At 72.1% G+C, this 26,997-nt stretch carries 22 protein-coding genes and 1 tRNA gene; 8 read left to right on the top strand and 15 right to left on the bottom strand.

Annotated features, from left to right (window positions below; genetic code table 11):
• Positions 1-4 precede the first annotated feature (4 nt).
• The 4 genes from FB462_RS05580 to mnmA form a co-directional block, all read right to left on the bottom strand.
• A complete protein-coding gene (locus FB462_RS05580; protein WP_141860632.1) occupies positions 5-2,395 on the bottom strand; it encodes a transglycosylase domain-containing protein in 2,391 nt (796 codons plus the stop codon).
• A 176-nt stretch (positions 2,396-2,571) separates the two neighbouring features.
• Complete coding sequence (locus FB462_RS05575; RefSeq protein WP_141860630.1) at positions 2,572-3,996, bottom strand: alpha/beta hydrolase; 1,425 nt, start codon at positions 3,994-3,996, stop codon at positions 2,572-2,574.
• A 79-nt stretch (positions 3,997-4,075) separates the two neighbouring features.
• Positions 4,076-6,442: an NAD-dependent DNA ligase LigA gene (gene ligA / locus FB462_RS05570; RefSeq protein WP_141860628.1), complete on the bottom strand. Its 2,367-nt coding sequence runs from the start codon at positions 6,440-6,442 to the stop codon at positions 4,076-4,078.
• 86 nt (positions 6,443-6,528) lie between these two features.
• Positions 6,529-7,635: a tRNA 2-thiouridine(34) synthase MnmA gene (gene mnmA, locus FB462_RS05565; protein WP_141860626.1), complete on the bottom strand. Its 1,107-nt coding sequence runs from the start codon at positions 7,633-7,635 to the stop codon at positions 6,529-6,531.
• Positions 7,636-7,677: 42 nt separating this feature from the next.
• On the opposite strand from mnmA, the gene FB462_RS05560 reads away from it, so the two are divergent.
• The 3 genes from FB462_RS05560 (at position 7,678) to FB462_RS05550 (ending at position 9,971) form a co-directional block, all read left to right on the top strand.
• Positions 7,678-9,003 (top strand): MFS transporter, encoded by a 1,326-nt coding sequence (locus tag FB462_RS05560; RefSeq protein WP_058743129.1) that lies wholly within the window; start codon positions 7,678-7,680, stop codon positions 9,001-9,003.
• An 83-nt stretch (positions 9,004-9,086) separates the two neighbouring features.
• A tRNA-Leu gene (locus tag FB462_RS05555) sits at positions 9,087-9,170 on the top strand.
• A gap of 102 nt (positions 9,171-9,272) precedes the next feature.
• On the top strand, positions 9,273-9,971 hold the full coding sequence (locus FB462_RS05550) for a DedA family protein (protein WP_114848991.1): 699 nt from the start codon (positions 9,273-9,275) through the stop codon (positions 9,969-9,971).
• A 130-nt stretch (positions 9,972-10,101) separates the two neighbouring features.
• Here FB462_RS05550 and rdgB read toward each other — a convergent pair whose 3' ends face one another.
• From rdgB to murI, 3 genes are read right to left on the bottom strand one after another with little or no spacing between them, the layout of a single operon-like run.
• Positions 10,102-10,695: an RdgB/HAM1 family non-canonical purine NTP pyrophosphatase gene (gene rdgB / locus FB462_RS05545; RefSeq protein ID WP_141860624.1), complete on the bottom strand. Its 594-nt coding sequence runs from the start codon at positions 10,693-10,695 to the stop codon at positions 10,102-10,104.
• Positions 10,692-11,426: a ribonuclease PH gene (gene rph / locus FB462_RS05540; RefSeq protein WP_058743126.1), complete on the bottom strand. Its 735-nt coding sequence runs from the start codon at positions 11,424-11,426 to the stop codon at positions 10,692-10,694. The genes rdgB and rph overlap by 4 nt, the downstream gene beginning before the upstream one ends.
• Positions 11,423-12,268 carry a glutamate racemase gene (gene murI, locus FB462_RS05535; protein ID WP_141860622.1) on the bottom strand — a complete coding sequence of 282 codons (846 nt, stop codon included), beginning with the start codon at positions 12,266-12,268 and terminating at the stop codon, positions 11,423-11,425. Before murI ends, rph begins: the two co-directional genes overlap by 4 nt.
• A gap of 650 nt (positions 12,269-12,918) precedes the next feature.
• On the opposite strand from murI, the gene FB462_RS05530 reads away from it, so the two are divergent.
• Positions 12,919-14,235: a nicotinate phosphoribosyltransferase gene (locus tag FB462_RS05530; protein WP_141860620.1), complete on the top strand. Its 1,317-nt coding sequence runs from the start codon at positions 12,919-12,921 to the stop codon at positions 14,233-14,235.
• Between the two features lie 6 nt (positions 14,236-14,241).
• Here the strand turns inward: FB462_RS05530 and FB462_RS05525 are convergent, their stop codons facing one another.
• The 3 genes from FB462_RS05525 to FB462_RS05515 all read right to left on the bottom strand — a co-directional run bounded on the left by FB462_RS05525 (position 14,242) and on the right by FB462_RS05515 (position 17,457).
• Entirely contained in the window at positions 14,242-14,502 is a 261-nt protein-coding gene (locus tag FB462_RS05525) for a DUF3039 domain-containing protein (RefSeq protein ID WP_114848987.1), read from the bottom strand.
• Positions 14,503-14,623: 121 nt separating this feature from the next.
• Complete coding sequence (locus FB462_RS05520) at positions 14,624-16,195, bottom strand: ABC transporter permease (protein WP_141860618.1); 1,572 nt, start codon at positions 16,193-16,195, stop codon at positions 14,624-14,626.
• The gene (locus FB462_RS05515) at positions 16,171-17,457 is read right to left on the bottom strand and encodes an ABC transporter ATP-binding protein (protein WP_308423646.1); all 1,287 of its coding nucleotides are present in this window, start codon (positions 17,455-17,457) and stop codon (positions 16,171-16,173) included. The genes FB462_RS05520 and FB462_RS05515 overlap by 25 nt, the downstream gene beginning before the upstream one ends.
• Positions 17,458-17,771: 314 nt before the next feature.
• Between FB462_RS05515 and FB462_RS05510 the strand changes: the two genes are divergently transcribed.
• The 4 genes from FB462_RS05510 to FB462_RS05495 all read left to right on the top strand — a co-directional run bounded on the left by FB462_RS05510 (position 17,772) and on the right by FB462_RS05495 (position 20,517).
• The gene (locus FB462_RS05510; protein ID WP_058741506.1) at positions 17,772-18,467 is read left to right on the top strand and encodes a phosphocholine cytidylyltransferase family protein; all 696 of its coding nucleotides are present in this window, start codon (positions 17,772-17,774) and stop codon (positions 18,465-18,467) included.
• 41 nt (positions 18,468-18,508) lie between these two features.
• Positions 18,509-19,333 (top strand): ABC transporter permease, encoded by an 825-nt coding sequence (locus FB462_RS05505; RefSeq protein WP_083519884.1) that lies wholly within the window; start codon positions 18,509-18,511, stop codon positions 19,331-19,333.
• Complete coding sequence (locus tag FB462_RS05500) at positions 19,333-20,103, top strand: ABC transporter ATP-binding protein (RefSeq protein WP_058741505.1); 771 nt, start codon at positions 19,333-19,335, stop codon at positions 20,101-20,103. The genes FB462_RS05505 and FB462_RS05500 overlap by 1 nt, the downstream gene beginning before the upstream one ends.
• A gap of 111 nt (positions 20,104-20,214) precedes the next feature.
• A complete protein-coding gene (locus FB462_RS05495) occupies positions 20,215-20,517 on the top strand; it encodes a hypothetical protein (RefSeq protein ID WP_141860616.1) in 303 nt (100 codons plus the stop codon).
• Between the two features lie 106 nt (positions 20,518-20,623).
• On the opposite strand, the gene FB462_RS05490 is transcribed toward FB462_RS05495, so the two are convergent.
• The 5 genes from FB462_RS05490 to FB462_RS17635 all read right to left on the bottom strand — a co-directional run bounded on the left by FB462_RS05490 (position 20,624) and on the right by FB462_RS17635 (position 26,973).
• On the bottom strand, positions 20,624-21,856 hold the full coding sequence (locus FB462_RS05490) for a CDP-glycerol glycerophosphotransferase family protein (protein ID WP_141860614.1): 1,233 nt from the start codon (positions 21,854-21,856) through the stop codon (positions 20,624-20,626).
• Between the two features lie 27 nt (positions 21,857-21,883).
• Positions 21,884-22,792, bottom strand: a complete 909-nt coding sequence (locus tag FB462_RS05485; protein ID WP_114848984.1) for a glycosyltransferase family 2 protein — start codon at positions 22,790-22,792, stop codon at positions 21,884-21,886.
• Positions 22,789-23,607 carry a CDP-alcohol phosphatidyltransferase family protein gene (locus FB462_RS05480; RefSeq protein ID WP_114848983.1) on the bottom strand — a complete coding sequence of 273 codons (819 nt, stop codon included), beginning with the start codon at positions 23,605-23,607 and terminating at the stop codon, positions 22,789-22,791. The genes FB462_RS05485 and FB462_RS05480 overlap by 4 nt, the downstream gene beginning before the upstream one ends.
• A gap of 9 nt (positions 23,608-23,616) precedes the next feature.
• The gene (locus tag FB462_RS05475) at positions 23,617-24,660 is read right to left on the bottom strand and encodes a glycosyltransferase family 2 protein (protein WP_114848982.1); all 1,044 of its coding nucleotides are present in this window, start codon (positions 24,658-24,660) and stop codon (positions 23,617-23,619) included.
• A 228-nt stretch (positions 24,661-24,888) separates the two neighbouring features.
• Entirely contained in the window at positions 24,889-26,973 is a 2,085-nt protein-coding gene (locus FB462_RS17635) for a S1C family serine protease (RefSeq protein WP_229666748.1), read from the bottom strand.
• Positions 26,974-26,997: the final 24 nt, after the last annotated feature.

Below are 26,997 nucleotides of genomic sequence, written 5' to 3'. Positions count from 1 at the left end.
TCCGCTACTTGCCGGAACCCGAGCCGGGCCCGGTCGTCCCGACCTTCCCGGATCCGCCGCCGGACGCACCGCCGCCCGTCGAACCAGACCCAGAACCAGAACCAGACCCGGCCGCAGCACCAGCACCAGCACCACCAGCAGCCGGAGCAGCTGGCGTGGACGGCGCGGACGGCGTCGAACCGGCGCCCTGCCCGGACGAGGACGAACCGCCAGCCGAACCCGCAGTCGAGTCACCGGACGAGGACGGCGACGGCGCCTTCGCCACAGAACCGATCATGGCCGGGTCCGGCGCCGGCAGTGCCCCGCCCGACAGCGTCTGGTCGAGGTAGGTCATCATCGAGCGGCCGACCCCGAACTTCGCGCTGTACCCGGTCGTCCCGTGCGGGAACGGCACGTTCGCGAGCCCGACGTTCCCCTGCACGTTCCCGATCCAGGTCGCGTTCGTGTACTTCGTCGTCGAGGTGACGAGCCAGTTCTGCACGTCACCGTCGGTGGTGCCGGTCTTCGCGAACTTCGGCACGGAGTCGCCCGGGTTCGCCGTGGCCGCGGTCCCGGCGCCGGTCAGGACCCCCTGCAGGGCGTAGTCGACGGTGCCGGCGACCTCCTGCGAGACGCCCCGGGTGCAGGACGAGGGCGACGGCGTGATGCTCGTGCCGTCGGCCTCCTTGACGGAGTCGATCACGGTCGGGGTGCAGACGATGCCGCCGTTCGCGAAGCCCGCGTAGGCCTCCGCCAGGTCGATGGGCGACAGGTTGTTCGTCCCGAGCACCGACGCCGGGTTGGAGTCCGGCGCGGACCCGTCCGCCTGGTGGATGCCCATCGCCTGCGCGGTCTCCTTGATCTTGCAGAGGTCGAGCTGCTTCGCCATCGCGCCGAACGCGGTGTTGATCGACTCCGACGTCGCCGCCTGCACGGTCATCGAGGCGGGCACGCTCTCGGCGTTCGCGACCTTCCACGGGTCGCCGCCGAGTCGCACGCACGAGTTCGTGAACTCGGACTGCGGGAAGGTGTGCTCGGTCGTGTTGACCGACTCGGACAGGGTGTGCCCCGACGCGAGCCACTCCGCCAGGGTGAACACCTTGTACGTCGAACCGGTCTGGAACCCCCCGGAGTTGCCGTACGCGGTGTCCGCGTTGTAGTTGATCGCGGTCGCGCCGGCACCGCCGTTGTCGCTCTGCGTGTAGCTCGTGTTCTGCACCATCGACAGCACGCGACCGGTGCCCGGCTCGACGGTGACGTTGGTCCCACCGACGTCGACGCCGTCCATGGTGGCCGGGACGTAGGACGACAGCGCCGACTGGGCTTGGGCCTGCAGGTCGAGGTCGAGCGAGGTGTGGATCTCGAGCCCCTTCGTGTCGAGCGTCTCGATCCGGTCCGCCGCGGTCTTGCCGAAGGCGGGGTCCTGCAGCACCTGGTTCCGGACGTAGTCGCAGAAGTACCCGGCGTCGTACGTGCTCGCCGCGGCGGAGCACCCGTTGGCCGTGTCGGTGATCTTCGGCGTGATCGGGGTGGCCTTCGCCTGGTCGAGTTGGGCCTTCGAGATGTCGTGGTGCACGTACATGCGCTGCAGCACGTAGTCACGGCGGTCCTTCGTCAGGGCGTAGCCGTTCGCCTGCCCGTTGTCCTTGTCGTTCGGCTGGTCTATGCGCAGGTTCGACGGGTTGTTCAGGATCGCCACGAGCGTCGCGGACTGCGGGAGCGACAGGTCCTTCGCGTGCACGCCGAAGTAGTACTCGGCTCCGGCCTCGGCGCCGTAGACCCGTCCGCCGAGCCCGACCAGGTTGAGGTACCCGGTGAGGATCTGGTCCTTCGAGTACTTCTTGTCGACGGCGATCGCGTACCGCATCTCCTGGAGCTTGCGCTGCGGGGTGACCCCGGCGGCGTCCTGGTAGCAGGCGGCGATCTTCTTCTGCGTGTCGGCGGCGTCCTTGCCGGTCAGTTCCTCGCACTGCTGCACGAGCACGTTCTTGACGTACTGCTGCGTGATGCTCGACCCGCCCTGCACGTCGCCGCCGACGACGGTCGCCGCGACGCCGCGGATGGTGCCGAGGACGTCGATGCCGCCCTCCTGCCGGAAGCGCGGGTCCTCGGTGTCGATGGCGGCCTGCTTGAGCGTGTCCGCCATCGCGTTCGAGGCGACGTCGGTCCGGTTCTCGCTGTAGAAGGACGCGATCTTGACCTGCTGGCCGCCCTGCGTCGCGTAGACGGAGGACACCTGCTGCGGAGCCTGGATGTCGAGGTAGCTCGGCAGGTCCTCGAAGAACGCCACCGCGCCGGAGGTGCCCTCGCCGGCGACGGCGACCGCCGGCGTCACCGCGACCGCGACGAGCATCCCGGCCAGGCCGGAGATCGCCACGAACGACAAGAGGGCACCGGGCCACCGCAACGCACGCATGGCGGAACCGTACGGGCGTGGTCTGGGGTGGTTCTGCCGTGGAACCGTCGGTGGCTGCACCGGCCCACAGGAACCCCTTCAGGAAGCACGTGGGTCGGCCTGGAGGATCGTGGCACGTCGGTCCGTCGGCCGCGGCCCGCCTCGCCACGGCCCCGGCAGGCGGTCGGGCGGTGCGGTCAGTCCCGCGGCTGCAGGTCCTGGGGTCGCACCAGGTACATGTCGGGCAGGGGCTGGGTCGAGCCGTCACCGCCCGGTCCGCCGCCGCCCTGGTGCCGGACGAGGTCGCCGCGGCCGACCGCGATGAGCGCAACGTCGTGCAGCGAGGCCGTCCCGGGCTTGAGGTAGTCGTTGTGCCCGACCGGCCGACGGAACGTGCCGTCGCCCTGCGCAGCGAGGTCGTCCGACAGGTCGAGGAGCGTCGAGCCGAACCCGGCCGAACCCGGGTCGGTGCCGAAGTACCCGGTGCCCGCGATCGGGTCGTCGTGCGCGTCACCGACGAACACCTGCCGGTGGCGGACGGCGAGCTGCGCCGCGGAACGGACGTCGCTGCCGGGCGAGCCGAGGACCGTGAGCGTGTCCGCCTGCATCCGCCCGGAGGCCAGGGCCATCATCGCCGTGGTCGACCCGTACGAGTGCGCGACGACGTTGAGCCGCGGCCGCTCCCCCGGCCCGCGCACGGCGTCGAGCCCGTCGACCAATCGTTCGAGCCGACCGGCGCCGGTCTTCGCGAGGTCGAGCGACAGGATGTTCGACAGGTCCGGCGTCTCGTAGCCCATCCACGCCAGGACGGCCTCGCCCGTGCCCCTGCCGTGCCGGGTGTCCGGGCGCGCCAGTCCGGCGACCGCGGTCTGCTCGCGGTACACGTCGCCGGCGGTGTCCGTGAAGTCGTGCATCTGACCGCCGACGGTGAAGAACATGCCGGGGACGACGACCGTGACGTCCGCTGCAGTCCCGAGGTCGCCGACCGCGATCGCCGCGCGGCCCGTCCCCCGGGTGTCGAGCACGACGAGCGACCGGTACGGCGTCCCCGCGGCGTGCTCGAGGGAGTCCCGCACCTGGTCGAGCATCGCGCGCTCGGCCGCCGTGGTGCCGGGGTCGGCGAGGTCGATCCCGAGGGCGAGCCGGTTCGCCCGGTCCCGGACGTCGTAGGGGACGCCGTCGAGGTTCCCGACGACCGAGGGGGCGAGCGCAACGAGGCGGGCCTTCGTGGTGTCGTCGAGCGCGGACCACCACCCGGCCACGTCGGTCGCCGCCGGCGGGGTGTCCTGCGCGGCGGCGAGCACCCGGTCGTCGTGCCCGGCGGCGGCGAGCGCGTCCCGGTCGACGGTCGCGAGGTCGGCGAGGAAGTCCGTGCCCCGCGCGGTGCCGAGCAGTCCGTCCGCGGCGCTCGCCGGAGCGGCAGCGACGACACCGTGTGCGACCGAGTGTGCGACGGTGGGCACCCCAGGGGCCTCGATCACTCCGAGCGAGTGCATCGAGGCGGTGAGCAGGGCCGCGGCGATGAGCAGCATGGTCTCCCCCGGGAAGGCCGTCTCGCCGTCCCCCTCCAGGCGACGAGTGATGCCCTTCCGAGTGTAAGGAGAATGGCCGCGGAGCGGCATGCGCGCTGCAACTTGTGCCCCGAACTGGGTACCGACTGGGGTGTGGCGTACCCCGGTACGGCCCGGAGACCGTGCTGGGTCAGTCCACGGCGGTGTCCGGCACGGCGGCCTCGGGCTCGGCGGTCTCGCCTTCCGGCGCGGGTTCCGGCGCGATCGCGTCCGGCCCCTCGGTGACGAGCAGCCGGAACTGCTCCGCGTCGATGATCCGGACGCCGAGCTGCTCGGCCTTCGTGAGCTTCGACCCGGCACCGGGGCCGGCGGCGACGTAGTCGGTCTTCTTGCTGACGCTCGACGCGGCCTTGCCGCCCGCGGCGATGATCGCCTCCTGCGCACCCTCTCGCGTGTACCCCTCGAGGGACCCCGTCGCGACGACCGTCAGGCCGGTCAGCACGCCGCCCTCCAACGCGGCGCCGGGCCCCGGGTGGTCGGGGGTGGTGAACTGCACGCCGGCGGCCGTCCAGCGGTCGATGATCTCGCGGTGCCAGTCGACGGCGAACCAGTCGATCAGGGCGTCCGCGATGATCCCGCCGACGCCGTCCACCGCCGCGAGGTCCTCGCGAGAGGCCTCGCGGATGCGGTCGAGCGAGCCGAAGTGGTTCGCGAGGGCACGGGCGGCGACCGGTCCGACGTGCCGGATGCTCAGGCCGACCAGGATGCGCCAGAGCGGCTTCGTCTTCGCGGCGTCGATGTTCGCGAGCATCTCGAACGCGTTCTTCGACGGGTACCGGCTCGGCGCACCGGTGTGGTCCGAGCCGCGGGCGTCCGGGTCGAACGGCGGATCGGTCTTCTTGCGCGCCCGACTGAACGGCGTCACACGCTTCGGGGTGCCGTCCTCGTCGGTCTTCTCCATGCCGGTCTCGGCGTCGCGGACGATGACCTCGATCCCGACGATGTCCTCCATCGTCAGGTCGAACAGCCCGGCCTCGGTCACGAGCGGCGGCGTCTCGGGGTGGAGCGGCTGGGTCAGTGCGGCAGCCGCGACCTCGCCGAGGCCCTCGATGTCGAGCGAGCCGCGGGACGCGATGTGCTCGACCCGGCCGCGCACCTGCGCCGGGCAGCTGCGGGCGTTCGGGCAGCGCAGGTCCTTGTCGCCCTCCTTCGCCGGGCGGAGCGGCGTGCCGCACTCCGGGCAGGTCTCGGGCATCACGAACTCGCGCTCGCTGCCGTCGCGCAGCTCCACCACCGGGCCGAGGACCTCGGGGATGACGTCGCCCGCCTTGCGGAGCACGACCGTGTCGCCGATGAGCACGCCCTTGGCCTTGACGACGTCCTGGTTGTGCAGGGTCGCCTGGCGCACGACGGACCCGGCGACCTCGGCCGGTTCCATCACGGCGAACGGGGTGGCCCGGCCGGTGCGCCCGACGCTGACGACCACGTCGAGGAGCTTCGTGTGGACCTCTTCCGGCGGGTACTTGTAGGCGATCGCCCACCGCGGCGCCCGCGAGGTCGACCCGAGCTCCTCGTGCAGGGCCAGGTCGTCGACCTTGATCACGATGCCGTCGATCTGGTGCTCCACCGAGGACCGGCGGTCGCCGTAGTCACGGACGAACACCTGCACCTCGTCGATGGTGTCGAACACCCGGTAGTGGGTGCTCGTCGGCAGGCCCCAGGTCTGCAGCAGCTCGTACACCTCGGACTGGGCGTGCACGTCGGTCTCCGACTCGAGCTCCCGCACGGGCCACGCACCGATCCCGTGCACGAGCATCCGGAGGCGCTGCAGGCGGTCCACCATGAGCGCGCGCTTCGCCTCGGACTTGCCCTCCTCCTTCTGCCGGAGGGACCCTGCAGCGGCGTTCCGCGGGTTCGCGAACACGCGCTCCCCCGCGTCGCGCTGCCGGGCGTTCAGCTCGTCGAACTGCTCGACCGGGAAGAAGATCTCCCCCCGCACCTCGACCAGCGGCGGGTGTCCGGTGCCCGCGAGCCGGTCGGGGATCGTGCCCATCGTCCGCACGTTCCCGGTGACGTCCTCGCCGACCACGCCGTCGCCGCGGGTCGCCGCCGACACCAGCCGTCCGTGCTCGTACCGCAGGTTGATGGCGAGCCCGTCGATCTTCAGCTCGGTGAGGAAGCGCACGCGCTCGGCGCCAGCGTCCCGCTGCACCTTGACGGCCCAGTCGGTCAGCTCGTCGGGGCTGAACACGTTGTCCAGGCTCAGCATCCGCTCGGCGTGCTCGACCGGCGCGAACTGCACGGTCTGCGCCTGGCCGCCGACGGTCTGCGTGGGGCTGTCCGGCGTGAGCAGGTCCGGGAACCGCTGCTCGACCGCGTCGAGGCGGTGCACGAGCCCGTCGTACTCGCCGTCGGAGACCGTCGAGCCGTTGCCCTCGTAGTACTGGTCGCGCAGCTCGTTGATGCGCACGCGCAGCCGGTCGACCTCGCGCTGGGCCTGGGCCGCGTCGAGGTCGTCCGGGTCGATGGTCTCGAACGTGGCGTCGGTCTCGCTCATGCGTCAGTTCTACCGTGCACCGCCGACGCGGGACGCAGCGACGAACGTGCCCCGGCGCGGCGCACCGCGGGGACCACCGGGGACGGTCAGGCGGGGACCGGGACCGCGGACACCGTCCGGTCGATGGTGCACTGCCCGAGCACCCGGGTGCCGACGTAGACCACCGCGGTCTGCCCGGGGGCGACGCCCGACAGCGGCTGGTCCGGGTCCACCACGAGCGCGCCGTCCTCCACCCGGGCGGTCGCCGGCACGGGGTCGCCGTGCGCACGGATCTGCACCTCGCACGCGAAGGGCACCGTCGGGTCGGCCGGCGCGGACCCGGCCCAGGTGTACCGGGACCCGGCGAGCGAGGACACGTCGAGCGCCTCCTTCGGGCCGACGACCACGGTGTTGTCCTTCGGACGGATCTCGAGCACGAAGCGGGGCTTGCCGTCCGGCGCCGGCCGGCCCAGGTGCAGCCCACGGCGCTGCCCGACCGTGTAGCCCGTGGCACCCTCGTGCTCGCCGACCACCGTACCGTCGCGCTCGACCACGGCACCGGGGGCGGTCCCGACGCGGTCGGCCAGCCAGCCGCGGGTGTCGCCGTCCGGGATGAAGCAGATGTCGTAGGAGTCGGGCTTCTGCGCGACCGTGAGCCCGCGCGCCGCCGCCTCGGCCCGGACCTCGTCCTTCGAGGGGGTGGCCCCGAGCGGGAACATCGCGTGCTCGAGCTGCTCCGCGGTGAGCACACCCAGGACGTACGACTGGTCCTTCGCCCACGCCGCCGACCGGTGCAGCTCGCGGGCGCCGTCCGGCCCGGTCACGATCGAGGCGTAGTGCCCCGTGCAGACGGCGTCGAACCCGAGCGCGAGCGCCTTCTCGAGCAGCGCCGCGAACTTGATCCGCTCGTTGCAGCGCATGCAGGGGTTCGGGGTCCGACCGGCCTGGTACTCGGCGACGAAGTCGTCGACGACGTCCTCCTTGAACCGCGCCGAGAAGTCCCACACGTAGTACGGGATGCCGAGGGCCGAGGCGGCGCGCTGGGCGTCCATCGAGTCCTCGATCGTGCAGCACCCGCGGCTGCCGGTCCGGAGGGTCCCGGGCATCCGGCTCAGGGCCAGGTGCACGCCGACCACGTCGTGCCCGGCGTCGACGGCCCGTGCCGCGGCCACTGCCGAGTCGACCCCACCGCTCATCGCCGCCAGAACACGCATGCATCCAGGGTAACTCCGAGACCGGCGTACCGTGGCTCGACGATGACGAGCACCAGGGACGACGCCTTCGACTTCCGGGGCGTGCTGCTGTCGGGCTTCCTGCCCGCGGCGCTCTTCGCGATCGGCGAGGGCGCGATCATCCCGATCATCCCGATCGCGGCGTCGTCACTCGGGGCGAGCCTGGCGTTCGCGGGCTTCGTCGCCGCGCTCATCCTGGTCGGGGAGCTCATCGGCGACGTGCCCTCCGGGATCGTCGTCGGCCGGATCGGCGAGCGGAACGCGATGATCGGCGCGGCGGTCGTCTCGGTCGTCGGGCTCCTCGTCTGCACCGTCGCGCCGAACCCCTGGGTCCTCGCGGTCGGGGTGTTCCTGGTCGGCGTCTCGACGGCGGTGTTCGCCCTCGCCCGGCACGCGTACATGACGACCGCGATCCCCCTCCGGATCCGCGCCCGCGCCCTGTCCAGCCTCGGCGGGGTCTTCCGCTTCGGCTACTTCGTCGGACCGTTCATCTCCGCCGCCGTCGTGCACCTCACCGGCACGACCCAGAGCGCCTTCTGGATCCACGTGACCTGCTGCCTGGCCGCGGCCGTCGTCCTGCTCGTCCTGCGCGACCCCGCGACGGGCACACGCGGTCTGCGGGTGCCGCCACGATCCTCCCGGCCGGCAGACGCGACCACGGCACCGACCGCAGCCGACGGGGCGGACGTCCGCCACCCGCTCGAACCGCCCACCGACACCGGCGCGCAGTTCGTGCAGCGCGAGGCGCAGGGCCTCTTCCGCACCCTCCGCGAGCACCGCGGAGTCCTCGCACGGCTCGGCAGCGGCGCCGCGCTCATCGGCGCGCTCCGCGCCGGCCGCCAGGTGATCCTGCCGCTCTGGGCGGTGAGCGTCGGCATGGACGACTCGACCGCGGCGCTCGTGATCGGCATCGCGGGTGCCGTCGACTTCGCGCTGTTCTACACGAGCGGGCAGATCATGGACCGCTGGGGGCGTCTGGCGAGCGCCCTGCCGTGCATGCTCGGCCTCGCGGTCAGCTACTTCCTGCTCGCGTGGAGCGGGCACCTGGACGCCCGCGTCGGCTGGTTCGTCGCGATCGCGATCGGGATGTCACTCGCGAACGGTGTCGGATCCGGCATCCTCATGACGCTCGGCGCGGACCTCGCGCCCCGCGGGGAACCCGCGCCGTTCCTCGGCGCGTGGCGCTTCACGGGCGACTTCGGGTCGGCGGCGGCGCCGCTGGTCATCTCCGGGGTGACCGCGGTCGCGTCGCTCGCGCTCGCGAGCGGGGTCATGGGCGTCCTCGGGTTGGTCGGTGTCGGGGTGCTGCTGCGGTACGTACCGCGGTACCTGCCCCGCAGGCTGCGGTGACGCAGGTGGTCGGGCGCGCGATCGGTCTGGAGGATCGGTGCCCGTCTGCCCCGCCGGTCATGCTCGGTAGACTGCCGCTGCTCGCGGGAGTGGTGGAATCGGTAGACACGCAGGATTTAGGTTCCTGTGCCCCAGGCGTGAGGGTTCGAGTCCCTCCTTCCGCACCAGGGCGGGGCGCATCAGTCTCCCGGGGGATGGTTCGACAGGGACTGGGCGGTACCCTCGTCGAGCGGGTGTCCCCCGTGACCCCGACCTCGACCGGAAGAACCATGCACGCGCTTCCCCTCGCCCTCATCCCCTGGCTCGACCCGCAGTACATCCTCGACCACTTCGGCGCGATCGCCGTGCTCGTCGTCTGCGGGATCGTCTTCGCGGAGACCGGCCTGCTGATCGGGTTCATCTTCCCCGGTGACAGCCTGCTCGTGATCACCGGCCTGTTCGCCTTCGACCGCGGCGGCCAGATCGGCGGGATCCCGATCTGGGTCGCTGCGCTGATGATCGGCGCCGCGGCGTTCCTCGGCGGGGAGCTCGGGTACTACATCGGCAAGAAGGCCGGCCCACCGATCTTCGAGCGCAAGGAGAGCGGCCTGTTCTCGAAGGAGAACGTCGACCGCACGAACGCGTTCTTCCACCGCTTCGGCCCGCTCGCCGTGATCCTGGCGCGCTTCGTGCCGGTCGTGCGGACCTTCCTGCCGATCGCGGCCGGGGTCGGGCGGATGAACTACAAGAAGTACTCGCTGTACAACGCGATCGGCGCGATCATCTGGGGCGTCGGGGTGACCTTCCTCGGGTACTTCCTCGGGTACATCCCGCCGATCGCCTACGTCGTGCGGAACTACATCGACGTGATCCTCATCCTCGCGGTGCTGGTCACGGTCGTGCCCGCGGGCCTGCACTACTGGCGGACCGCTCGGAAGGCCAAGCACGCCGCCGAGGCCGAGGCCGAGGCCGAGCGCGAACGGCCCTGACGGACTGAGACGCCCCCGAACCGTCGAGACGCCCCCGTTGCCGGGGGCGTCTCGTGCGTTGGGGGCGTCTCGTGTGCCCGGGGCGTTGCGCGGCTACGGCGGCATCCTGACGGCTGGGCCGTCAGGCGCGTCAGGCCTGAAAGTACTCGCGGACGATCGGTGCGATGCCCCGGAAGGCCTTCGAGCGGTGCGACAGGGCGTTCTTCTCGTCGCGGGTCAGCTCGGCCGAGGTCCGGTCCGCGTCGTCCGGCCGGAACACCGGGTCGTAGCCGTGCCCGCCGGTGCCGATCGGCTCCGTCGTCACCTCGCCGTTCCAGACCGCCTCGAACACGTGCTCGGTCCCGTCCGGGGTCACGAACGCCGCCGCGCAGACGAACGCGGCGGTCCGCTCCACGACGCCCTCCAGGTTCCGGAGCAGCAGCGCGATGTTGTCCGCGTCCACCCTGGTCCCCGCGTAGCGCGCGGAGTGGATGCCCGGGGCGCCGTCGAGCGCGTCCACGGCGATCCCGGAGTCGTCGGCGAGCGCCGGCAGTCCCGTGTGCGCCACCGCCGCGCGCGCCTTGATGAGCGCGTTCGCCGCGTACGAGTCGCCGTCCTCGACGGGCTCCGGTCCGTCGTAGCCGACGAGCTCGACGTCGTGGCCGAGCGCGTCGCCGAGGATGTCCCGCAGCTCGACGACCTTGCCGGCGTTGTGGGTCGCGAGGACGACGCTGCGCCCGGTCACGAGGACAGCCCCAGCACCTCGCGCTGGATCGCGGCGAGCGAGGCGTTGCCCGCCAGGCCGAGGTCGAGCAGCGTGTTCAGCTCCTCGCGGTCGAACGGCGCGTGCTCGGCCGTGCCCTGCACCTCGATGAACTTGCCGGAGCCGGTCGTGACGATGTTCATGTCGGTGTCGGCCGCCGAGTCCTCGGTGTAGGCGAGGTCGAGCATCGGCTCCCCCTTGACGATGCCCACGGAGATCGCCTGCACGCTGTCGGTGAGCGGAGTGGCCTTCTTCGCGATGAAGCCCTTGTCGCGGCCCCACTCGATCGCGTCGACCATCGCGACGTACGCGCCCGTGATCGACGCCGTTCGGGTGCCGCCGTCGGCCTGCAGCACGTCGCAGTCGATGACGAGGGTGTTCTCGCCGAGGCCCTTCGTGTCGATGACCGCGCGCAGGGAGCGCCCGATCAGCCGCGAGATCTCGTGCGTCCGGCCGCCGACCCGGCCCTTGATCGACTCGCGCTGCATGCGCTCGTTCGTCGAGCGCGGCAGCATCGAGTACTCGGCGGTGACCCAGCCGGTGCCCTTGCCGGCGAGCCACCGCGGCACGCCGTTCGTGAAGCTCGCGGTGCAGAGCACCTTCGTGTTGCCGAAGGAGATGAGTGCGCTGCCCTCGGCCTGCGTGCTCCACCCCCGCTCGATGGTGACGGGACGGTGGTCGGTGGCGCTGCGGCCGTCGATGCGGGTGCTCATGGGGTCCTTTCGGTGCGGGGCAACGTGATGGCCCCTGTCTGGAGGTGTCCGACGCTCGAGACCTCGGGACCGAGGAAGCGGCGTGCGAGTCGGATGAAGCCGTTCCGGTCCTCGCCGGTGGCCTCGAACGAGTACGTGGGCGGTTCGGCGGCGGTCCGCTCGAGGCCGTGCTCGACGAGCCGTCGGTAGACGTCGTTCGCGGTCTCCTCGGCGCTCGACACCAGCGTGACGTCCGAGCCCATGACGTACTGGATCGCGGCGGACATCAGCGGGTAGTGCGTGCACCCGAGGACCAGGGTGTCGACGTCCGCCGCCCGGACCGGGGCGAGGTACTGCGCGGCGACCTCGCGGAGCGCCGGCGACGAGGTGTCCCCCGCCTCCACGAACTCGACGAAGCGCGGGCAGGCGGCGAGGGAGAGCGTCACGTCGGCCGCGACCGCGAACGCGTCCTCGTACGCCCGCGAGGCGATCGTGCCCACCGTGCCGATCACGCCGATCCGCCCCGTGCGGGTCTGCTTGACGGCGGCGCGTGCCGCGGGCTGGATGACCTCGACGACCGGGATGCCGTACGCCTGCTCGTACCGTTCGCGCGCGTCCCGGAGCACTGCGGACGAGGCGGTGTTGCACGCGATCACGAGCGCTTTGACGCCCTGGTCGACGAGGTCGTCCATGACCTCGAGCGCGTAGCGGCGGACGTCGGCGATCGGCTTCGGGCCGTACGGCGAGTGCACGGTGTCCCCGACGTAGCGGATGCTCTCGCGCGGCAGCTGGTCGATGATCGCCCGGGCCACCGTGAGTCCACCGACCCCGCTGTCGAAGACTCCGATCGGTGCATCCGTCACGGCCCCCAGCGTACCGACGCCCGCACACCCGCGGTCCGCCCCACGCCCCGCCTCAGCCCGCCCCCCACACGAACGGGCGGAAACCGCGCCACCACCGCCCACCGCCCCGCACCTTCCGCCCGCTCGCGCTCCCCGCACGCCCAGCCCGCCGCGCACCTCTCCCCGCCCCCCACACGAACGGGCGGAAACCGCGCCACCACCGCCCACCGCCCCGCACCTTCCGCCCGCTCGCGCTCCCCGCACGCCCAGCCCGCCGCGCACCTCGCCCCCCCCGCCACGCGAACGGGCGGAAACCGCGCCACCACCGCCCACCGCCCCGCACCTTCCGCCCGCTCGCGCTCCCCGCACGCCCAGCCCGCCGAGCACCTCGCCCCCCCCACGCGAACGGGCGGAAACCGCGCCACCACAGCCCACCGCCCCGCACCTTCCGCCCGCTCGCGCTCCCCGCTCGCGCTCGCCCGCCCCGCACCTCTCCCCGCCCCCACGCGAACGGGCGGAAACCGCGCCACCACCGCCCGCCGCCCCGCACCTTCCGCCCGCTCGCGCTCCCCGCTCGCGCTCCCCGCTCGCGCTCGCCCGCCCCGCACGCCCGCACCCCAGCCGCCCTCGCGCCCACCGCGGCCGACCTGCCGGGCGCGCCCCGCGCCTCCATGCCGCTGCTGAGTAGTGTCGGGGAGGTGACCAGCGCGCTCCTCACGGACCAGTACGAACTCACCATGGTGGACGCCGCCCTCAAGGACGGCACCGCCGACCGACGGTGCGTCTTCGAGGTCTTCACCCGCCGGCTGCCCGACGGCCGCCGGTACGGCGTCACCGCGGGGCTGGGGCGGTTCCTCACGGCGCTGACGGACTTCCGGTTCGGGGACGCCGAGATCGGGTTCCTCCGCGACCGACGGGTCATCGACGAGGGCACTGCGGCCTGGCTCGCCGACTACCGCTTCACGGGCAGCATCCGCGCCTACCGCGAGGGCGAGGTCTTCTTCCCGAACTCGCCGATCCTGCAGATCGAGGGCACGTTCGCCGAGTCCGTCGTGCTCGAGACCCTCGCACTGAGCATCCACAACGCCGACTCCGCGATCGCGAGCGCCGCCGCCCGCATGGTCTCCGCGGCGGACGGTCGGCCGCTGGCCGAGATGGGCTCCCGCCGGACGGGCGAGTGGAACGCGGTCGCCGCGGCCCGCGCCGCGTACATCGCCGGGTTCGGGGCGACGAGCAACCTCGAGGCGGGGCGCACCTGGGGCATCCCGACCATGGGGACCGCCGCGCACGCGTTCACGCTCCTGCACGACTCGGAAGAGGCCGCGTTCCGCTCCCAGCTCGACGCCCTCGGCGACGCCACGACCCTGCTCGTCGACACCTACGACATCGAGGCCGCGGTCGAGACCGCCGTCCGCCTGACCGACGGCCGGCTCGGCGCGGTGCGCATCGACAGCGGCGACCTGCCGTCCGTCGTCGCGTCGGTCCGAGCACAGCTCGACCGGCTCGGCGCCCCGGCGACGAAGATCACGGTCACGAACGACCTCGACGAGTACACGATCGCCGCGCTCCGGGCCGCCCCGGTCGACTCCTACGGCGTCGGGACGAGCGTCGTGTCCGGTTCCGGGCACCCCGCCGCCGGCATGGTGTTCAAGCTCGTCGCGCACGAGGCGACCGACGGGGGCGACTGGGTGCCGGTGGCCAAGAAGTCCGCCGACAAGGCCTCGACCGGTGGCCGCAAGGAAGCCGGTCGACGGCTGCGGAACGGGGTCGCCACGGCCGAGGTGGTGCTGACGACCGGACAGGTCGGCCCCGACGAGCGGCCGCTCCTGGTGCCCGTGGTCGACCACGGCGAGGTCGACCCGGCCTTCACCGGGGTCGCCGGTGTCGAGGCCGCCCGCGCGCACCACAAGCGTGCGAAGGCAGAACTGCCGGTCGACGCGTCACGGATCGGTCGGGGCGACCCGGCCATCCCGACGCTCGTGATCTGAGCGGCGCTACTCGGCCCGCATCTTCTCGTAGATGGCCTTGCAGTCGGGGCACACCGGGAACTTCTCCGGGTCGCGACCAGGGATCCACTTCTTGCCGCAGAGCGCCTTGACGGGCTTCCCCGTCAGGGCGGACTGCAGGATCTTGTCCTTCTTGACGTAGTGCGAGAACCGCTCGTGGTCGCCGGGCTCGATCGCCTCTTCCTCGAGGAGCTTCTCGAGCTCGCGGTCCATCACGTCGAGGCCGCCGCCGGGTTCCGTCATGCTCATGGGACCAGGGTACGACGGTGCGGCTGCCGCCGCATCGGACGGGAGGCGCGTGGCGGGGCTGCCGCGCGCCTCCCGCCCGGCGTGCGGTCGCGTCGGGCGCGACCGGAGGGGGGGGTACGGGTCAGTTCCGCTGCGCGGCGGCGAGCAGGTCGGGTCCGTGCCGGTCGAAGAGTCGACCGCCGAGGGCCACCCCCGAGACGAGGACGACAGCACCGACGCCCAGGCCGACCAGCAGCGTGAGCACCGCCCAGGGCTCGGGACCGTCGCTCAGCGCGAGCACCGCGAGCCAGACCGCGGGGATCGCCGCGACGAGGATCCCGACGACCATCGTCGTCTGCGCGACCGCGGCCGTCGTGCCGGCGGCCTGGGGCTGCTGGAACGGGTGGTCACCCGGACGGACCGTCGGGTAGGGCAGCAGGACCGACACGACGCTCGACAGGCCGAGGCCCGCGAGCAGCGCCCCGCCGGCGACACCGACCAGGAGCGGGAAGGCCGTCCAGTCGCCGAACAGCCGCGCGGACACCGCCGCGCCGAGCACGACGGCGGGGAGCCCGACGACGAGCAGCGGGACGAGCCGACCGAGGCGGTCGCTCCACCCGGGCGCTCCCGAGGCGACGTGCAGCCACACCGCGGTGTTGTCGTACGAGACGTCGTTGTGCGGCAGGAACCCGGCGATCAACGCCATCAGCGGCAGCGGCACGAGGGCGGTCCAGTGCCACGGCACCCCGGCGACACCGAGCGGGATCACCACGATCGGCACGAACACGATCACCAGGTACGACATGCGGTACCGGGGGTCCCGCGCCCAGTAGGTCAGCGCACGGGCCGCGACGGCGCCGACCGGGGTGGACCCGAGGCGCGCGAACCAGCCGAGGCCGCGGTAGCGACGAGCCGTGGCGCGACCGTCGACGGTCTCGAGCGCGCGCCCGACGAGGGCCCACCAGGCGAGCCCGAGGAGCCCGAGCGTGACCAGTGCGACGAGGAGCTTGAGCACGCCCTCGCCCACCCGGCCGCTCGCCACGTCGGCGGGCACCGCCCATGCGGCGCCCCACGGGGTCCACCCCGCGACGTCGGCCACGCGGGAGGCCTCGGTGCTCGTGGCGTCGGTCCAGGGGCCGCGGACGAGCAGCGACACGACCGGCAGGCCGAGCACGACGACCACCAGGGCGGCGAGCCACCCGGCGTCACGGGAGCGGTGCGGGCCGATCAGGGCGGCACCGACGGCGGAGCCGACACGGGCGAGCAGGGCGCAGGTGAGCGTCCCGAGGAGCGCGGCGAGGACCGCCAGGACGCCGAGCCCGCCGGAGCGCGACCACGCCCCGACCTGCCCGACCGCGACGATCGCCACCGAGAGCACGGGCACGCCGACGAGGCCGGCGACACCGAGGCCGACCGCGAGCTGGCGACGGTCGAGGCCGAAGACGGTGAAGCGTCGGGGGTCGAACTGGTCCGTCCCGCCGACGACGAGCGGCACGACCGTGAAGGCGACCGCGAGGAACGCCCCGACCGGCACCGCGACGGAGCGCGCGATCTCGACGGGCGCGGACCGGAGTCCGAGGAGCTCACCGGCGACGAACACCGCGGCGACGAGGCCGAGCAGGCTGCCGAGCACGACGAGGACCGACTGCCGAGCTCCCCCGCGGACACCGCCCGCGAGCAGGTCGACCCTCAGTCGGAGAAGCTGTGCAACCATTCCATGCTCTCTGCCACGACGCGGCCGCCCGCGAGTTCGACGAACTTGTCCTCGAGGCTCCGACGACCGCGGACCTGGGCCATCGTGCCGGAGGCGAGGACCTTGCCGCCGACGATGATCGCGACCGAGTCGCACGTGCGCTGGACGAGCTCCATCGAGTGGCTGGAGAGCACCACGGTGCCGCCGCCGCGCGTGTAGCGACGCAGGATCTCGGTGATCGTGGCGGCGCTGACCGGGTCGACGGACTCGAACGGCTCGTCGAGGACCAGGACGCGGGGCGAGTGGATGAGCGTCGCGGCGAGGGCGATCTTCTTCGCCATGCCGACGGAGTAGTCCGCGACCTGGCGCCCGAGCGCCTCACCGAGGCCGAACGCCTGGGCGAGGTCGGCGCTGCGCTTCCGCGCCGTCGCACCGTCGAGCCCGCGGAGCGTCGCGGAGTAGTGCAGGAGCTGCGCGCCGGTCAGCCGGTCGAACAACCGGAGCCGGTCGGGCAGGACCCCGAGGTCGCGCTTGGCAGCCGTCGGGTCGGACCACACGTCGTGGTCGAGCACCGAGACGGTGCCGGCGTCGGGGCGCAGCAGGCCGGTGATCATCGAGAGCGTGGTGGTCTTGCCGGCGCCGTTCGGGCCGACGACGCCGAAGATCGAGCCCTGGCGGATCTCGAGGTCGACCTCGTCCGCCGCGAGGGTCTGGCCGTACCGCTTGACGAGGCCGCTCGCACGGAGCACCACGGGCTGCTGCGGGGTCTTCGTCGCGGCCGGGGTCTCGCGGGCGGCGGGCTGGCGCTTCGGCACGCGCTTCTTCTTCTGCGCCGCGGTCGTGCCGGCGTCGTCCGCCGCCGTCGGGGCCGCCGAGGACTGCTCGGATGCCGTGTCCTTCGCGGGCGCCGCGGTCTGCCCAGACGTGGTCGTCTGCTCGATCGCCGCATCACGTGCTGCCGCGTCGTCGCGCACGGCGGCGGTCTGGACCGGTCGGGAGACGCGCCCGCGCCCCTTGCCCTTGCGCGGCGCCGGACGGCTGGCGGGCGACGGGCCCGCGGCGGTCGTGCTCGCCGCGATCGTGCTCGCCGTGGCAGGCTCCGTCACCGCCGGGTCGCTGACCGTCGTCGTCGTGTCGTCGGTCATGCCGTCACCAGCGGAGGCGTCGCGCGCATCCCCGTCCCCCAAGTCGTCGTCGGTGGCGTCCCCCTCGGCATCGTCCACCTCGGTCATCCACGCAGCGTCGGACGTCACGTACACGTCGTCGTCATCTGCCGCTGCCACCGCCCCACCGTACCAACGGGTTCCGGACACGGCGGGACACGCTCGCCGCCCGGGTCACGAATCGGGCACGAACCGGACGATGCCGTACCCCGATCCCGACTCGTTCCGTATCATTCACCAGGGCACGACGGAGTGTTCACCACTTGGAAACCTGCTCAGAACCGGTCCCGAGACAGTCTGCCCTGCCGATCCGCCCCGTGCCGATCCGCGCGGGAGCGGCGCGTTCACGGGAAACGCAGACCTGGAGCGAGCAGACTCGACGAGGCCCGCCCGTGCCCCACGGGGCGCGCGGGCGGACACCGGAAGGGACCAGCATGACAACGCAGATCGTCATCCTCGCAGCGGGGATGGGCAGCCGCCTCGGGCGCAGCCTGCCGAAGCCGCTGACCGAACTCAGCGACGGCCGCACCATCATGCAGCAGCAGTTCGACAACATCCGCGCCGCGTTCGGCTCGAGCGCCCGCGTGACGATCGTCGTCGGCTACAAGTCCGAGTACATCGTCGAGGCCTTCCCCGAGGCGAACTTCGTCTACAACGAGTCCTACGACTCCACGAACACCTCGAAGTCCCTGCTCCGTGCGCTCAAGGCCACGGGCAAGGGCGGCGTCCTCTGGATGAACGGCGACGTCGTCTTCGACCCGCGCGCGCTCGTCCGCGCCGCGGACATGATGGACCAGGACCGGTCCTTCGTCAGCGTGAACACCGAGAAGGTCTCCGACGAAGAGGTCAAGTACACGGTGGACGCGCAGGGCTGCATCCACAAGCTGTCGAAGCAGGTCGTCGGCGGTCTCGGCGAAGCGGTCGGCATCAACTACGTCTCGTCGGCCGACAAGCAGGCGCTCATCCGTCAGCTCGGGCGCGTCGACGACCAGGAGTACTTCGAGGGCGGCATCGAGGCTGCCATCGCCGAGGACGGGCTACGCTGGTCGCCGGTCGACATCTCCGACCTGTACGCCGTCGAGATCGACTTCGCGGAAGACCTCGAGCGCGCGAACGACCTGTTCGCCTGAACCGTCATGACCCCCTGGGCGGTTCCGCCCGAAGGGACACCGTGACCACAGCGAGTGCGCAGACCGCGTCCCGGACCACCGGCCCCCTGGTGAACCGGGGCGCGGTACGCCGTTACCGGCATGCGCTGTGGTTGCTGACCTCCCGCGACCTGCGGGTCCGCTACTCGACGTCCGCGCTCGGCTACCTCTGGTCGATCCTCGACCCGCTCGTCATGTCGGCGATCTACTGGTTCGTCTTCACGCAGGTGTTCCACCGCGGCAAGGTCGGCGAAGAGCCGTACATCGTCTTCCTGCTGTCGGCGCTCCTGCCGTGGATGTGGTTCACCGGTGCCGTCTCGGACTCCACCCGGGCCTTCACGAGCGAGGCCAAGCTGATCCGATCGACGACCATCCCCCGGAGCATCTGGGTCGCGCGGGTCAACGCGTCGAAGGGCATCGAGTTCCTGCTGAGCCTGCCGGTGCTCGCGGTCTTCGCGATCGCCACGGGGGCGCACGTGCACTGGGGTCTGGCCCTGTACCCGCTTGCGATCCTGCTGCAGGCCGGCCTGGTCTACGGCATCGGCCTGATCGTGGCGCCGCTCGTGGTGTTCTTCCGCGACCTCGAGCGCGCGGTGAAGCTCGTGCTGCGGTTCTTCTTCTACGCGTCGCCGATCATCTACGGCACGACCGCGCTCCCCGAGAAGCTGCGCGACCTCGCGGCGCTCAACCCGCTGAGCGGCATCTTCGGCATCTACCGCTCGGCGTTCTTCCCGAACCAGCTGAACTGGTTCGAGGTGCTCGTGTCCGTCCTCGTCACGATCGTCGTCCTCGCGGTCGGCCTGGTCGTGTTCCGCCGCAGCGAGCACCGCGTCCTGAAGGAGCTGTGATGACCTCGACCGAGCCCCGCGAGCGCGCGGCGACCACCGCCCCCGTGATCTCCGTGCGCGACGCCGGCATCCGGTTCAAGCGGAACCGTCGGGCGAGCCGCAGCTTCAAGGACCTGTTCGCCGGGAGCTCCCGCCGCAAGCGCGCGGACGAGTTCTGGGCGCTCCGGGGCGTGTCGTTCGACGTCCGCCCGGGCGAGGCGATCGGTGTCGTCGGACGGAACGGCCAGGGCAAGTCCACCCTGCTCAAGCTCGTCGCGCAGGTCATGCTCCCCGACGAGGGGCGGGTGCGGGTGGGTGCCGGTGTCGCCCCGCTCATCGAGATCACCGGCGGGTTCGTCGGCGACCTCACGGTCCGCGACAACGTCTTCCTGACGGCCGGGCTGCACGGGATGAGCCGGGCCGAGATCCGCGACGCCTTCGACGAGATCATCGCGTTCGCCGAGATCGCGGACTTCGTCGACACCCCGTACAAGCACCTGTCGAGCGGCATGAAGGTGCGCATCGCGTTCGCCGTGATCTCCCGCCTGGACGAGCCGGTGATCCTCGTCGACGAGGTCCTGGCCGTCGGCGACAAGGCCTTCCGCGAGAAGTGCTACAAGCGCATCGAGGAGCTCCTGGCGGGCGGGCGCACGCTGTTCTTCGTCTCGCACAGCGACAAGGACCTGCGCCGCTTCTGCGACCGCGGGCTGTACCTCGACAAGGGCCGTCTCCAGCTCGACGACACCATCGAGAAGGCCCTCGCCGCGTACGCCGCCGACTACGGCGTCTGACCCGCTCCCTCCTCCACACCCGGTCCCCCGACCGACCCCCTGCACAGGCACCGGCACCACCGCGGCCCGAGCGCCCCCCCGACGTCGGACCTTCCCCCTAGCGTGACCGGCATGCACCACCCGACCACGGCCTACGCAGTCCCGTTCACCGTCGATCGTTCCCGGGCACCTCGTCGCTACGACCTGGTGAACACCGGATCCGAGCCCCTCCACGCCATCTCGCTGACGCACCTCGGCAACGGGTACTGCCCGCCGCTCGCGGTGAACCAGCTCGACCCCGGACGGTCCCTGTCCATCGCGGTGTTCGGCGCCGACCCCGAGGAGACCGGTGTCGTCGTCGTCCGCTGGCGACGCCCGGACCGCTCGGAGTACCTGTGGCGCATGTCGCTGGTCGGGGACCGCCGTGCGGCCTGACGCTCCGGGGCACCTCGCCGCAGCCGGTCAGCGCGCTGGCGGCCGCTGCCCAGGCCGCTCCCCCGGCCGCGCGGCGGGCCGCTCCCCCAGACCAGCGGCGGAGCGCTCAGCCGGCCCGGTGCTCCGCGGCGACCTCGTGCCACCGCGCGACGAGCCGGTCGACGGCCTCGTGCAGGCGTCGCGTCGCGACGCCCGGCGCGGTGTCCCCGAAGTACCGCTGGACCCAGTGCCGCAGCTTGGCGAGCTCCTCGGCGTCGTTCGCGGCGGCGTCGACCCGGGCGACGACGTCCCTGGTCTGGTCGGCGAGCAACCAGTTCGCGTCCGACAGGTAGCCGCGCTCGTCGACGTCCGCGCCGCTCGCCACCGGGCGCGTGACGATCAGCGGCTTCCCGACCGCCAGCCGGTCGTAGATCATGGCGCTGATGTCGGTGATCGCGACGTCCGCCGCGGCGAGCTGCCAGCCGAGCTCCGGGCCGTCGTCGTACACGTGGTGCGCGGTGGCGTCGGCCGCGTTGGCGGCGCTGATCGCCGTGACGATCCGCTCGTGGGCGGCGCGGTAGTCCGCGTCCAGCACGCCGCTCCGCGGGTGCGGACGGTAGACGAGCCGGTGTCGGGGCGACGCCAGGAGCCGCTCGGCGAGCACCACGCCGTGGCTCGCGATCGACCCGTAGGCGGCTGCGGCGCGGTCGCCCTCCCACGTCGGGGCGTACAGCACGACGGACCGGTCGTCGTCCGGGTACGGCACGGCACCCGCGAAGTGGTCGGCCTGCGGGCGCCCGATGGCGATCGTGCGCCGGTCCAGGTCGTAGTCCCAGAGCGCGTCCGCGAGCCGGTCCCGGGCGGCGTCCCCGGCGATCAGGGCGTAGTCGTACGCCTTGAACTGGTTCGTGGTCATGTACATCTTGTCGCTCTCGCCGTGGTTGACGAAGACGTGCCACATCCGCCCGTACCGCATCATCTGGAAGTTGCGGGCGTTCTGGTTGACGTACAGGACGATCTTCGGTGCCTGCTCGTCGACGAAGCGCTCGAGGTCGACGACCTGGCGGGCGTAGACCACCGGCACCGGCGACTCGTCGAGCAGGGCGAGCATCGTGCCGGGGCTCCGGGACAGGATCGCGACCGGGTGCTCGGCCGCGAGCTCGGCGAGCGGGGCGTACCACTGCCGCACCTGGTACATGTTGACCGGTCCGTCCGCGAAGTACACGGCGATCTCGACGGACCCCGGCGCGAGTTGCGACTGCGTCCGCAGGCGGCGCGCGAGCTGCTGGCGACTCCGACGGGACCGCAGGAGACGCTGCACGAGCCGCACGGCGGTCGTGGCGTCACGGATGATCGGCATGGTGCTCCTCGGGCGATCGGATCGGACTCAGACGACGGGCGGGCGCCCGGCGAGCGTCATGCGGGCGACGGTCAGCCACCCCATCGTGCGGGTCGGCCCGCAGTCCGACGTCCAGCCTTCTCGGGCGCCGGCGAACCAGGTGCGCAGGCGGGCCGGGTGTCGCCACCACCGCGCGACCTGGATCGCTGCCCACGAACCCACGTACAGCGGACGCAGGGGTGCCGGCAGGTTGCGTCGAGCGAGCCAGACCCGGTTCCGGGCGTTCAGGCGGTAGTACTCCGTGTGGCGAGCGGGGTCGATCGCGGGGTGGTTCGCGACGAGGTCCCCGGCGTACCAGGCCCGGCGTCCGGCGTCCCACACACGCCAGGCGAGCTCGATGCCCTCGTGCGCGTAGAAGTACTCGGCGCCCCATCCCCCGACGGCCCGGTAGACGTCCATCGGCAGGACGACCGCGCCCTCCCACACCGAGAACACCGGGGACGAGTCGGCGGCGTCGCCCTTCCGGATGCGCGGCACCCAGCGCCGCGGGTTGGCCGCACCGGTCGGGTCGACGACCCGCGGCTGGACCAGGCCGAGCGACGGGTCGCGGTCGAGCAGCTCGACGGCGTCGCGCAGGAAGGTGTCCGACGGCACCCAGGCGTCGTCGTCCAGGAAGAACACGTGGTCGCCGTCGACGACCTCGGCCCCCGCGTTCCGTCCGGCCGGGATCCCGAGGTTCTCCGGCAGCGCGAGCGCACGGACCCCTTCGGGCAGGTCGGTCGGCTCCCAGCCGTTGCCGACGCACACGACGTCCAGGTCGACGTCCCGCTGGGCGAGCACGCTGTCGATCCCACGTCGCAGGTCCGCGGGCCGGGTGCCCTGGGTCAGGACCACCACGGCGATGCGCGGGCGTCCACGATGCGGGGCGGCGTGCCGACGGACGGTGCCCTGGCTCACGCGCGGACACGCTTCGACGACATGATCGCCAGGAAGTGCCCGGCGGTGGCGAGCACGGCGAGCGGGAGCAGCGCGCCGACGAGCACACGGTCGGCGAGCGGGTGACCGACCACGAGCGCGATGAGCGCGAACACGAAGGCCAGGATCGTCAGTTCGACGGAGTGGTACAGGCGGTGGAACGGCAGGAACCGAGCGGCCCGGCGGAGCGTTGCCAGTCGACGGCCGGACGGCGCGGTGCCCGCGTCCCGGCGGTCCACGAGCTTCGCGAGTCCGGCGTTCGCGCGGGCGACGTGCACCATGTCGTTGAGCGCCTTGTTCAGCACGATGACCAGGCCGAGCGCGCAGCCGATCGTGGTCCACATCCAGTCAGCGCCCTGCACCGGCCAGGTCGCCGCCCGGACACCGAGCGCGATCGGGATCAGTCCCTCGGTCGTGTAGTGCCCGACCTTGTCGAGGAACACCCCGGCGGGCGACCGGGTCCCCCGCCAGCGCGCGACCTCGCCGTCGCAGCAGTCGACGAGCATCTGCAGCTGCCCGAGCACGAGTGCCAGCAGCGCGCCCCAGATCCCCGGGACGAGCAGCGCCGCGGCGGTGCTCCACCCCACGAGGATCATCAGCCCGGTGACCTGGTTGGCACTGACGCGGGTCTTCAGCAGGATCCAGGTCAGGTACGGCGAGACGTCACGCAGGTACAGCGAGGCGGTCCAGTGCTCGGCGTTGGCCCGCGAACGGACCTCGTCCGGCTGCGCGACCGCGCGGAGCTCGGCGATGGAGGTCGGACGGGCGGAGCCGCGTGCGGTGGAGTCGTCGGTCAAGGTTCCAGGTCACCGTCCCGTGTGGGTGGTCAGTTCGGAGGTCCGGGTCAGGAAGCCGACCACGAAGCCGACACCCCACCCCACGTGGATGCACGGCAGCACCACGATCAGCCAGAGCAGGGTCGCGAGCCCTGACCGCCGTGCGACGACGACCGAGCCGACGACGACGAAGAGCAGGTACACGGCGGGGACGGCGAACCCGGTCATCGCCCACGCCAGCGGGCTGCGGAGCAGGGCGCCCACGACGCCGACGACCCCGGCGACGAGCCCGAGCGCGACCGCCGTGACCATCGCGGGGGGTACGAAGTAGCGCACGCCGTTGTTCGCCGGGAAGCGGCGGGCGAGCTCGCCGCGCCACAGCCCCGTGGCGACGAACTGCCGGACGAGTCGGCGCAGGCTCGGGCGCGGGCGGTAGGTCACGACCAGCTCCGGCGTGAACCACACGGTGCCGCCGGTCTGCCGCAGACGACGGTTGAGCTCCCAGTCCTGTCCGCGCTTGATGCCCTCGTCGAAGAGCCCGACCTCGAACAGCCGGTCCCGCCGGAAGACACCGAGGTACGCGGTCTCGGCCGGTCCGGCCTTGCCACCGACGTGGTGGGGCGTGCCCCCGAGACCGACGCGGCTGCCGTAGGCGTGGGCGACGGCGCGTTCGAAGGGCGTCCGCCCCTCGGCGTGCATGATCCCACCGACGTTGTCCGCGCCCGACTCGGTCAGCACGCGGACGGCGACGCGTGTGTAGTCGGTCGGGAGCACCGAGTGCGCGTCGACCCGGATGACCACGGGGTGCACGGACGCCCGGATCGCCACGTTGAGCCCGGCGGGCGTCGACCCGACCGGGTTCTCGATCGCCCGGATCCGGGGGTCTGCGGCGCTCATCTCGGCGACGAGCTCGTTCGTGCCGTCGATCGACGGACCGAGGGCCAGGATGACCTCGAACGGACCGGCGTAGTCCTGCTCGAGCAGGCTGCCGACGGCGGCACGCACCTCGGTCACTTCGTTCAGCACCGGCATCACGTACGAGACCCCCGGCAGGGGCTGTCCGTCTGTCTGCATGCGTACCTCGGGGTCCTGACTGGTGCGCGGGGCGCACCGCGGACGGCGCCCGCCCCGCAGAGCGACCCCGAGCCTATCAAGCGGCCAGGCCGCCCACGTGCCGGGCCGCCCACGTGCCGGGCCGCTCACCTGAGCCTGCGGGCGCGGCACCGTCACGGGTCGACACCGATACGGACGGGAGGCACGGTGCCAGCTGGCACCGTGCCTCCCGTCCGTCCTGGACCTGCGTCAGCCCTTGTAGGTGCCGAGCGTCACGTCCGTCTCACGCGTCTGGCCGTCGCGGATGTAGGTGATCGTCGTCTTCGCGCCACCGGCGAAGAAGCGCACCTGCGCCGTGAGGTCGGTCGCGTCGGAGACCGTGGCGGACCCGATCTTGGTGACCACGTCGCCCTTCTGCAGGCCGGCGTTCGCCGCCGCGCCGCCGGACGAGACCGACTTGATGAGGGCGCCCATCTGCTTGGCGCTGGCGTCCTCCGCCGCGTCACCGACCGTCGCACCGAGGAGACCGTGCGTGGCGGAGCCGTTGTCCTTGATCTCGTTCGCGACGCGCTGCACCAGGTTCGACGGGATCGAGAAGCCGACGCCGATGCTGCCGGACTGTCCCTCGGACGACGAGGAGCTGCCGGCGCTGGCGATCGCGACGTTGATGCCGATGAGCTTGCCCTTCGAGTCGAGCAGCGCACCGCCCGAGTTGCCCGGGTTGATCGACGCGTCGGTCTGGATGACCGGGAGCGAGACGGTGGTGTTCGACGACGAACTGCTGCCGTTGTCGCCGTTGCCCCAGAAGTCGAACGGGCCGCCGTTGCCGTTGCCGCCCTCGTTCGAGTCGCCGCCCTGGCTCGGTGCGCTCGACGTGACCTGGATGCTGCGGTTCAGCGTCGAGACGATGCCGTCGGTGACCGTGTTCGACAGGCCGAGCGGTGCGCCGATCGCGACCGCGGTGTCGCCGACGTTCAGGTCGGACGAGTTCGCGAACGTGATCGGCTTCATGTCGGTCGCGTCGATCTTGATCACCGCGAGGTCGACGGTCGGGTCGGTGCCGACGAGCTTCGCCGGGTAGATCTTGCCGTCGGAGGTCGTCACCGTGATGGTGCCGTTGCCGCTGTCGCCGTCCAGCGTCACCACGTGGGTGTTCGTGACGATGTACCCGTCCTTCGAGAAGACGACACCGGAACCGGTGCCGCCCTCGGAGCCCGCGGAGACGTTGATCGTGACGACCGACGGCGTGGCCTGGGCGGCGACGGCCGTCACGACCGTGGCGTTGTTGTAGTCGTTGACCGTGAGGTTGCCGCCGTTCTGCGACGAGCTCGACCCGACGACCGTGCCACCACTGGCCTGCGAGGCCCCGGCGGCCCATCCCGCACCGCCGCCGACGAGCCCGGCGAGCACCAGGCCAGCGACGATCGGGAGCACGAGCTTGTTGCGCCCGTCCTTCGTCTTCGTGGCCGACGCGGTTCCGTCGCCGGCTGTCGGGGCCGCGCCGAAGTAGTGGCCGTTGCGCTGGTTCGAGCCGTCGACGTCGCCGAAGGCGCTCGTCGCCGAGGACGGGGCCTGCGCGGAGCCGGGCTGAGCGGCGGAGGCGTACTGCGATGAGCCGTAGGCGCTGGTACCGGCGGTGTTCGTGCTGTCCTGGGCGTACTCGCCGTAGCGCGGCTGCTGCCCGTACTGGCTCTGCTGGCCGTACTGGCTCGTCGGGGCCTGGCCGTACTGGTCATGCTGGCCGTACTGGCTCTGCTGGCCGTACTGGCTCTGCTGGCCGTACTGGCTCGTGGGAACCTGACCGTACCGGTCCTGCTGGCCGTACTGGCTCTGCTGCCCGTACTGGCTCGTCGGGGCCTGGCCGTGCTGGTCCTGCTGGCCGTACTGGTCCTGCTGGCCGTACTGGTCCTGCTGGCCGTACTGGTCCTGCTGGCCGTACTGGCTCTGCTCGACGTACTGGCTCTGCTGGCCGTACTGGCTCGTGGGGGCCTGGCCGTACTGGTCCTGCTGGCCGTACGGCGTCGTGTGCGACCCGTACCCACCGGACGTGGGGGCGGCGTCGCCGGCGATCGTCGGGTACGGCGCGGTGTACCGGTCCGTCGGGTGGTCGCCGGAGGTCGACAGGACGTCGGTCTCGTTCGCACCACCGGGTTCGATGACGTCGGTGTGGTCGTGGTCGGGCGAGCTCGTGGCTGCGCTCGGCTGTCCGGAGTCGTCCCGCGTCGGCTCGCCGTGGTCGGCGGTCCCGTGGGTGGCGTCCTCTGCTGAGCCCTGACGGTGGAGGTCCTCGGGACGGTCGTCGTCGCCGCGGCCGTGTGGCGTGGTGTCGGTCATGCTGGACGTGCTCCTTTCAAGCTC

It is taken from the genome of Curtobacterium citreum, assembly GCF_006715175.1.
Classification (GTDB): domain Bacteria; phylum Actinomycetota; class Actinomycetes; order Actinomycetales; family Microbacteriaceae; genus Curtobacterium; species Curtobacterium citreum.
This window is presented reverse-complemented; position numbering and strand designations above follow the sequence as displayed.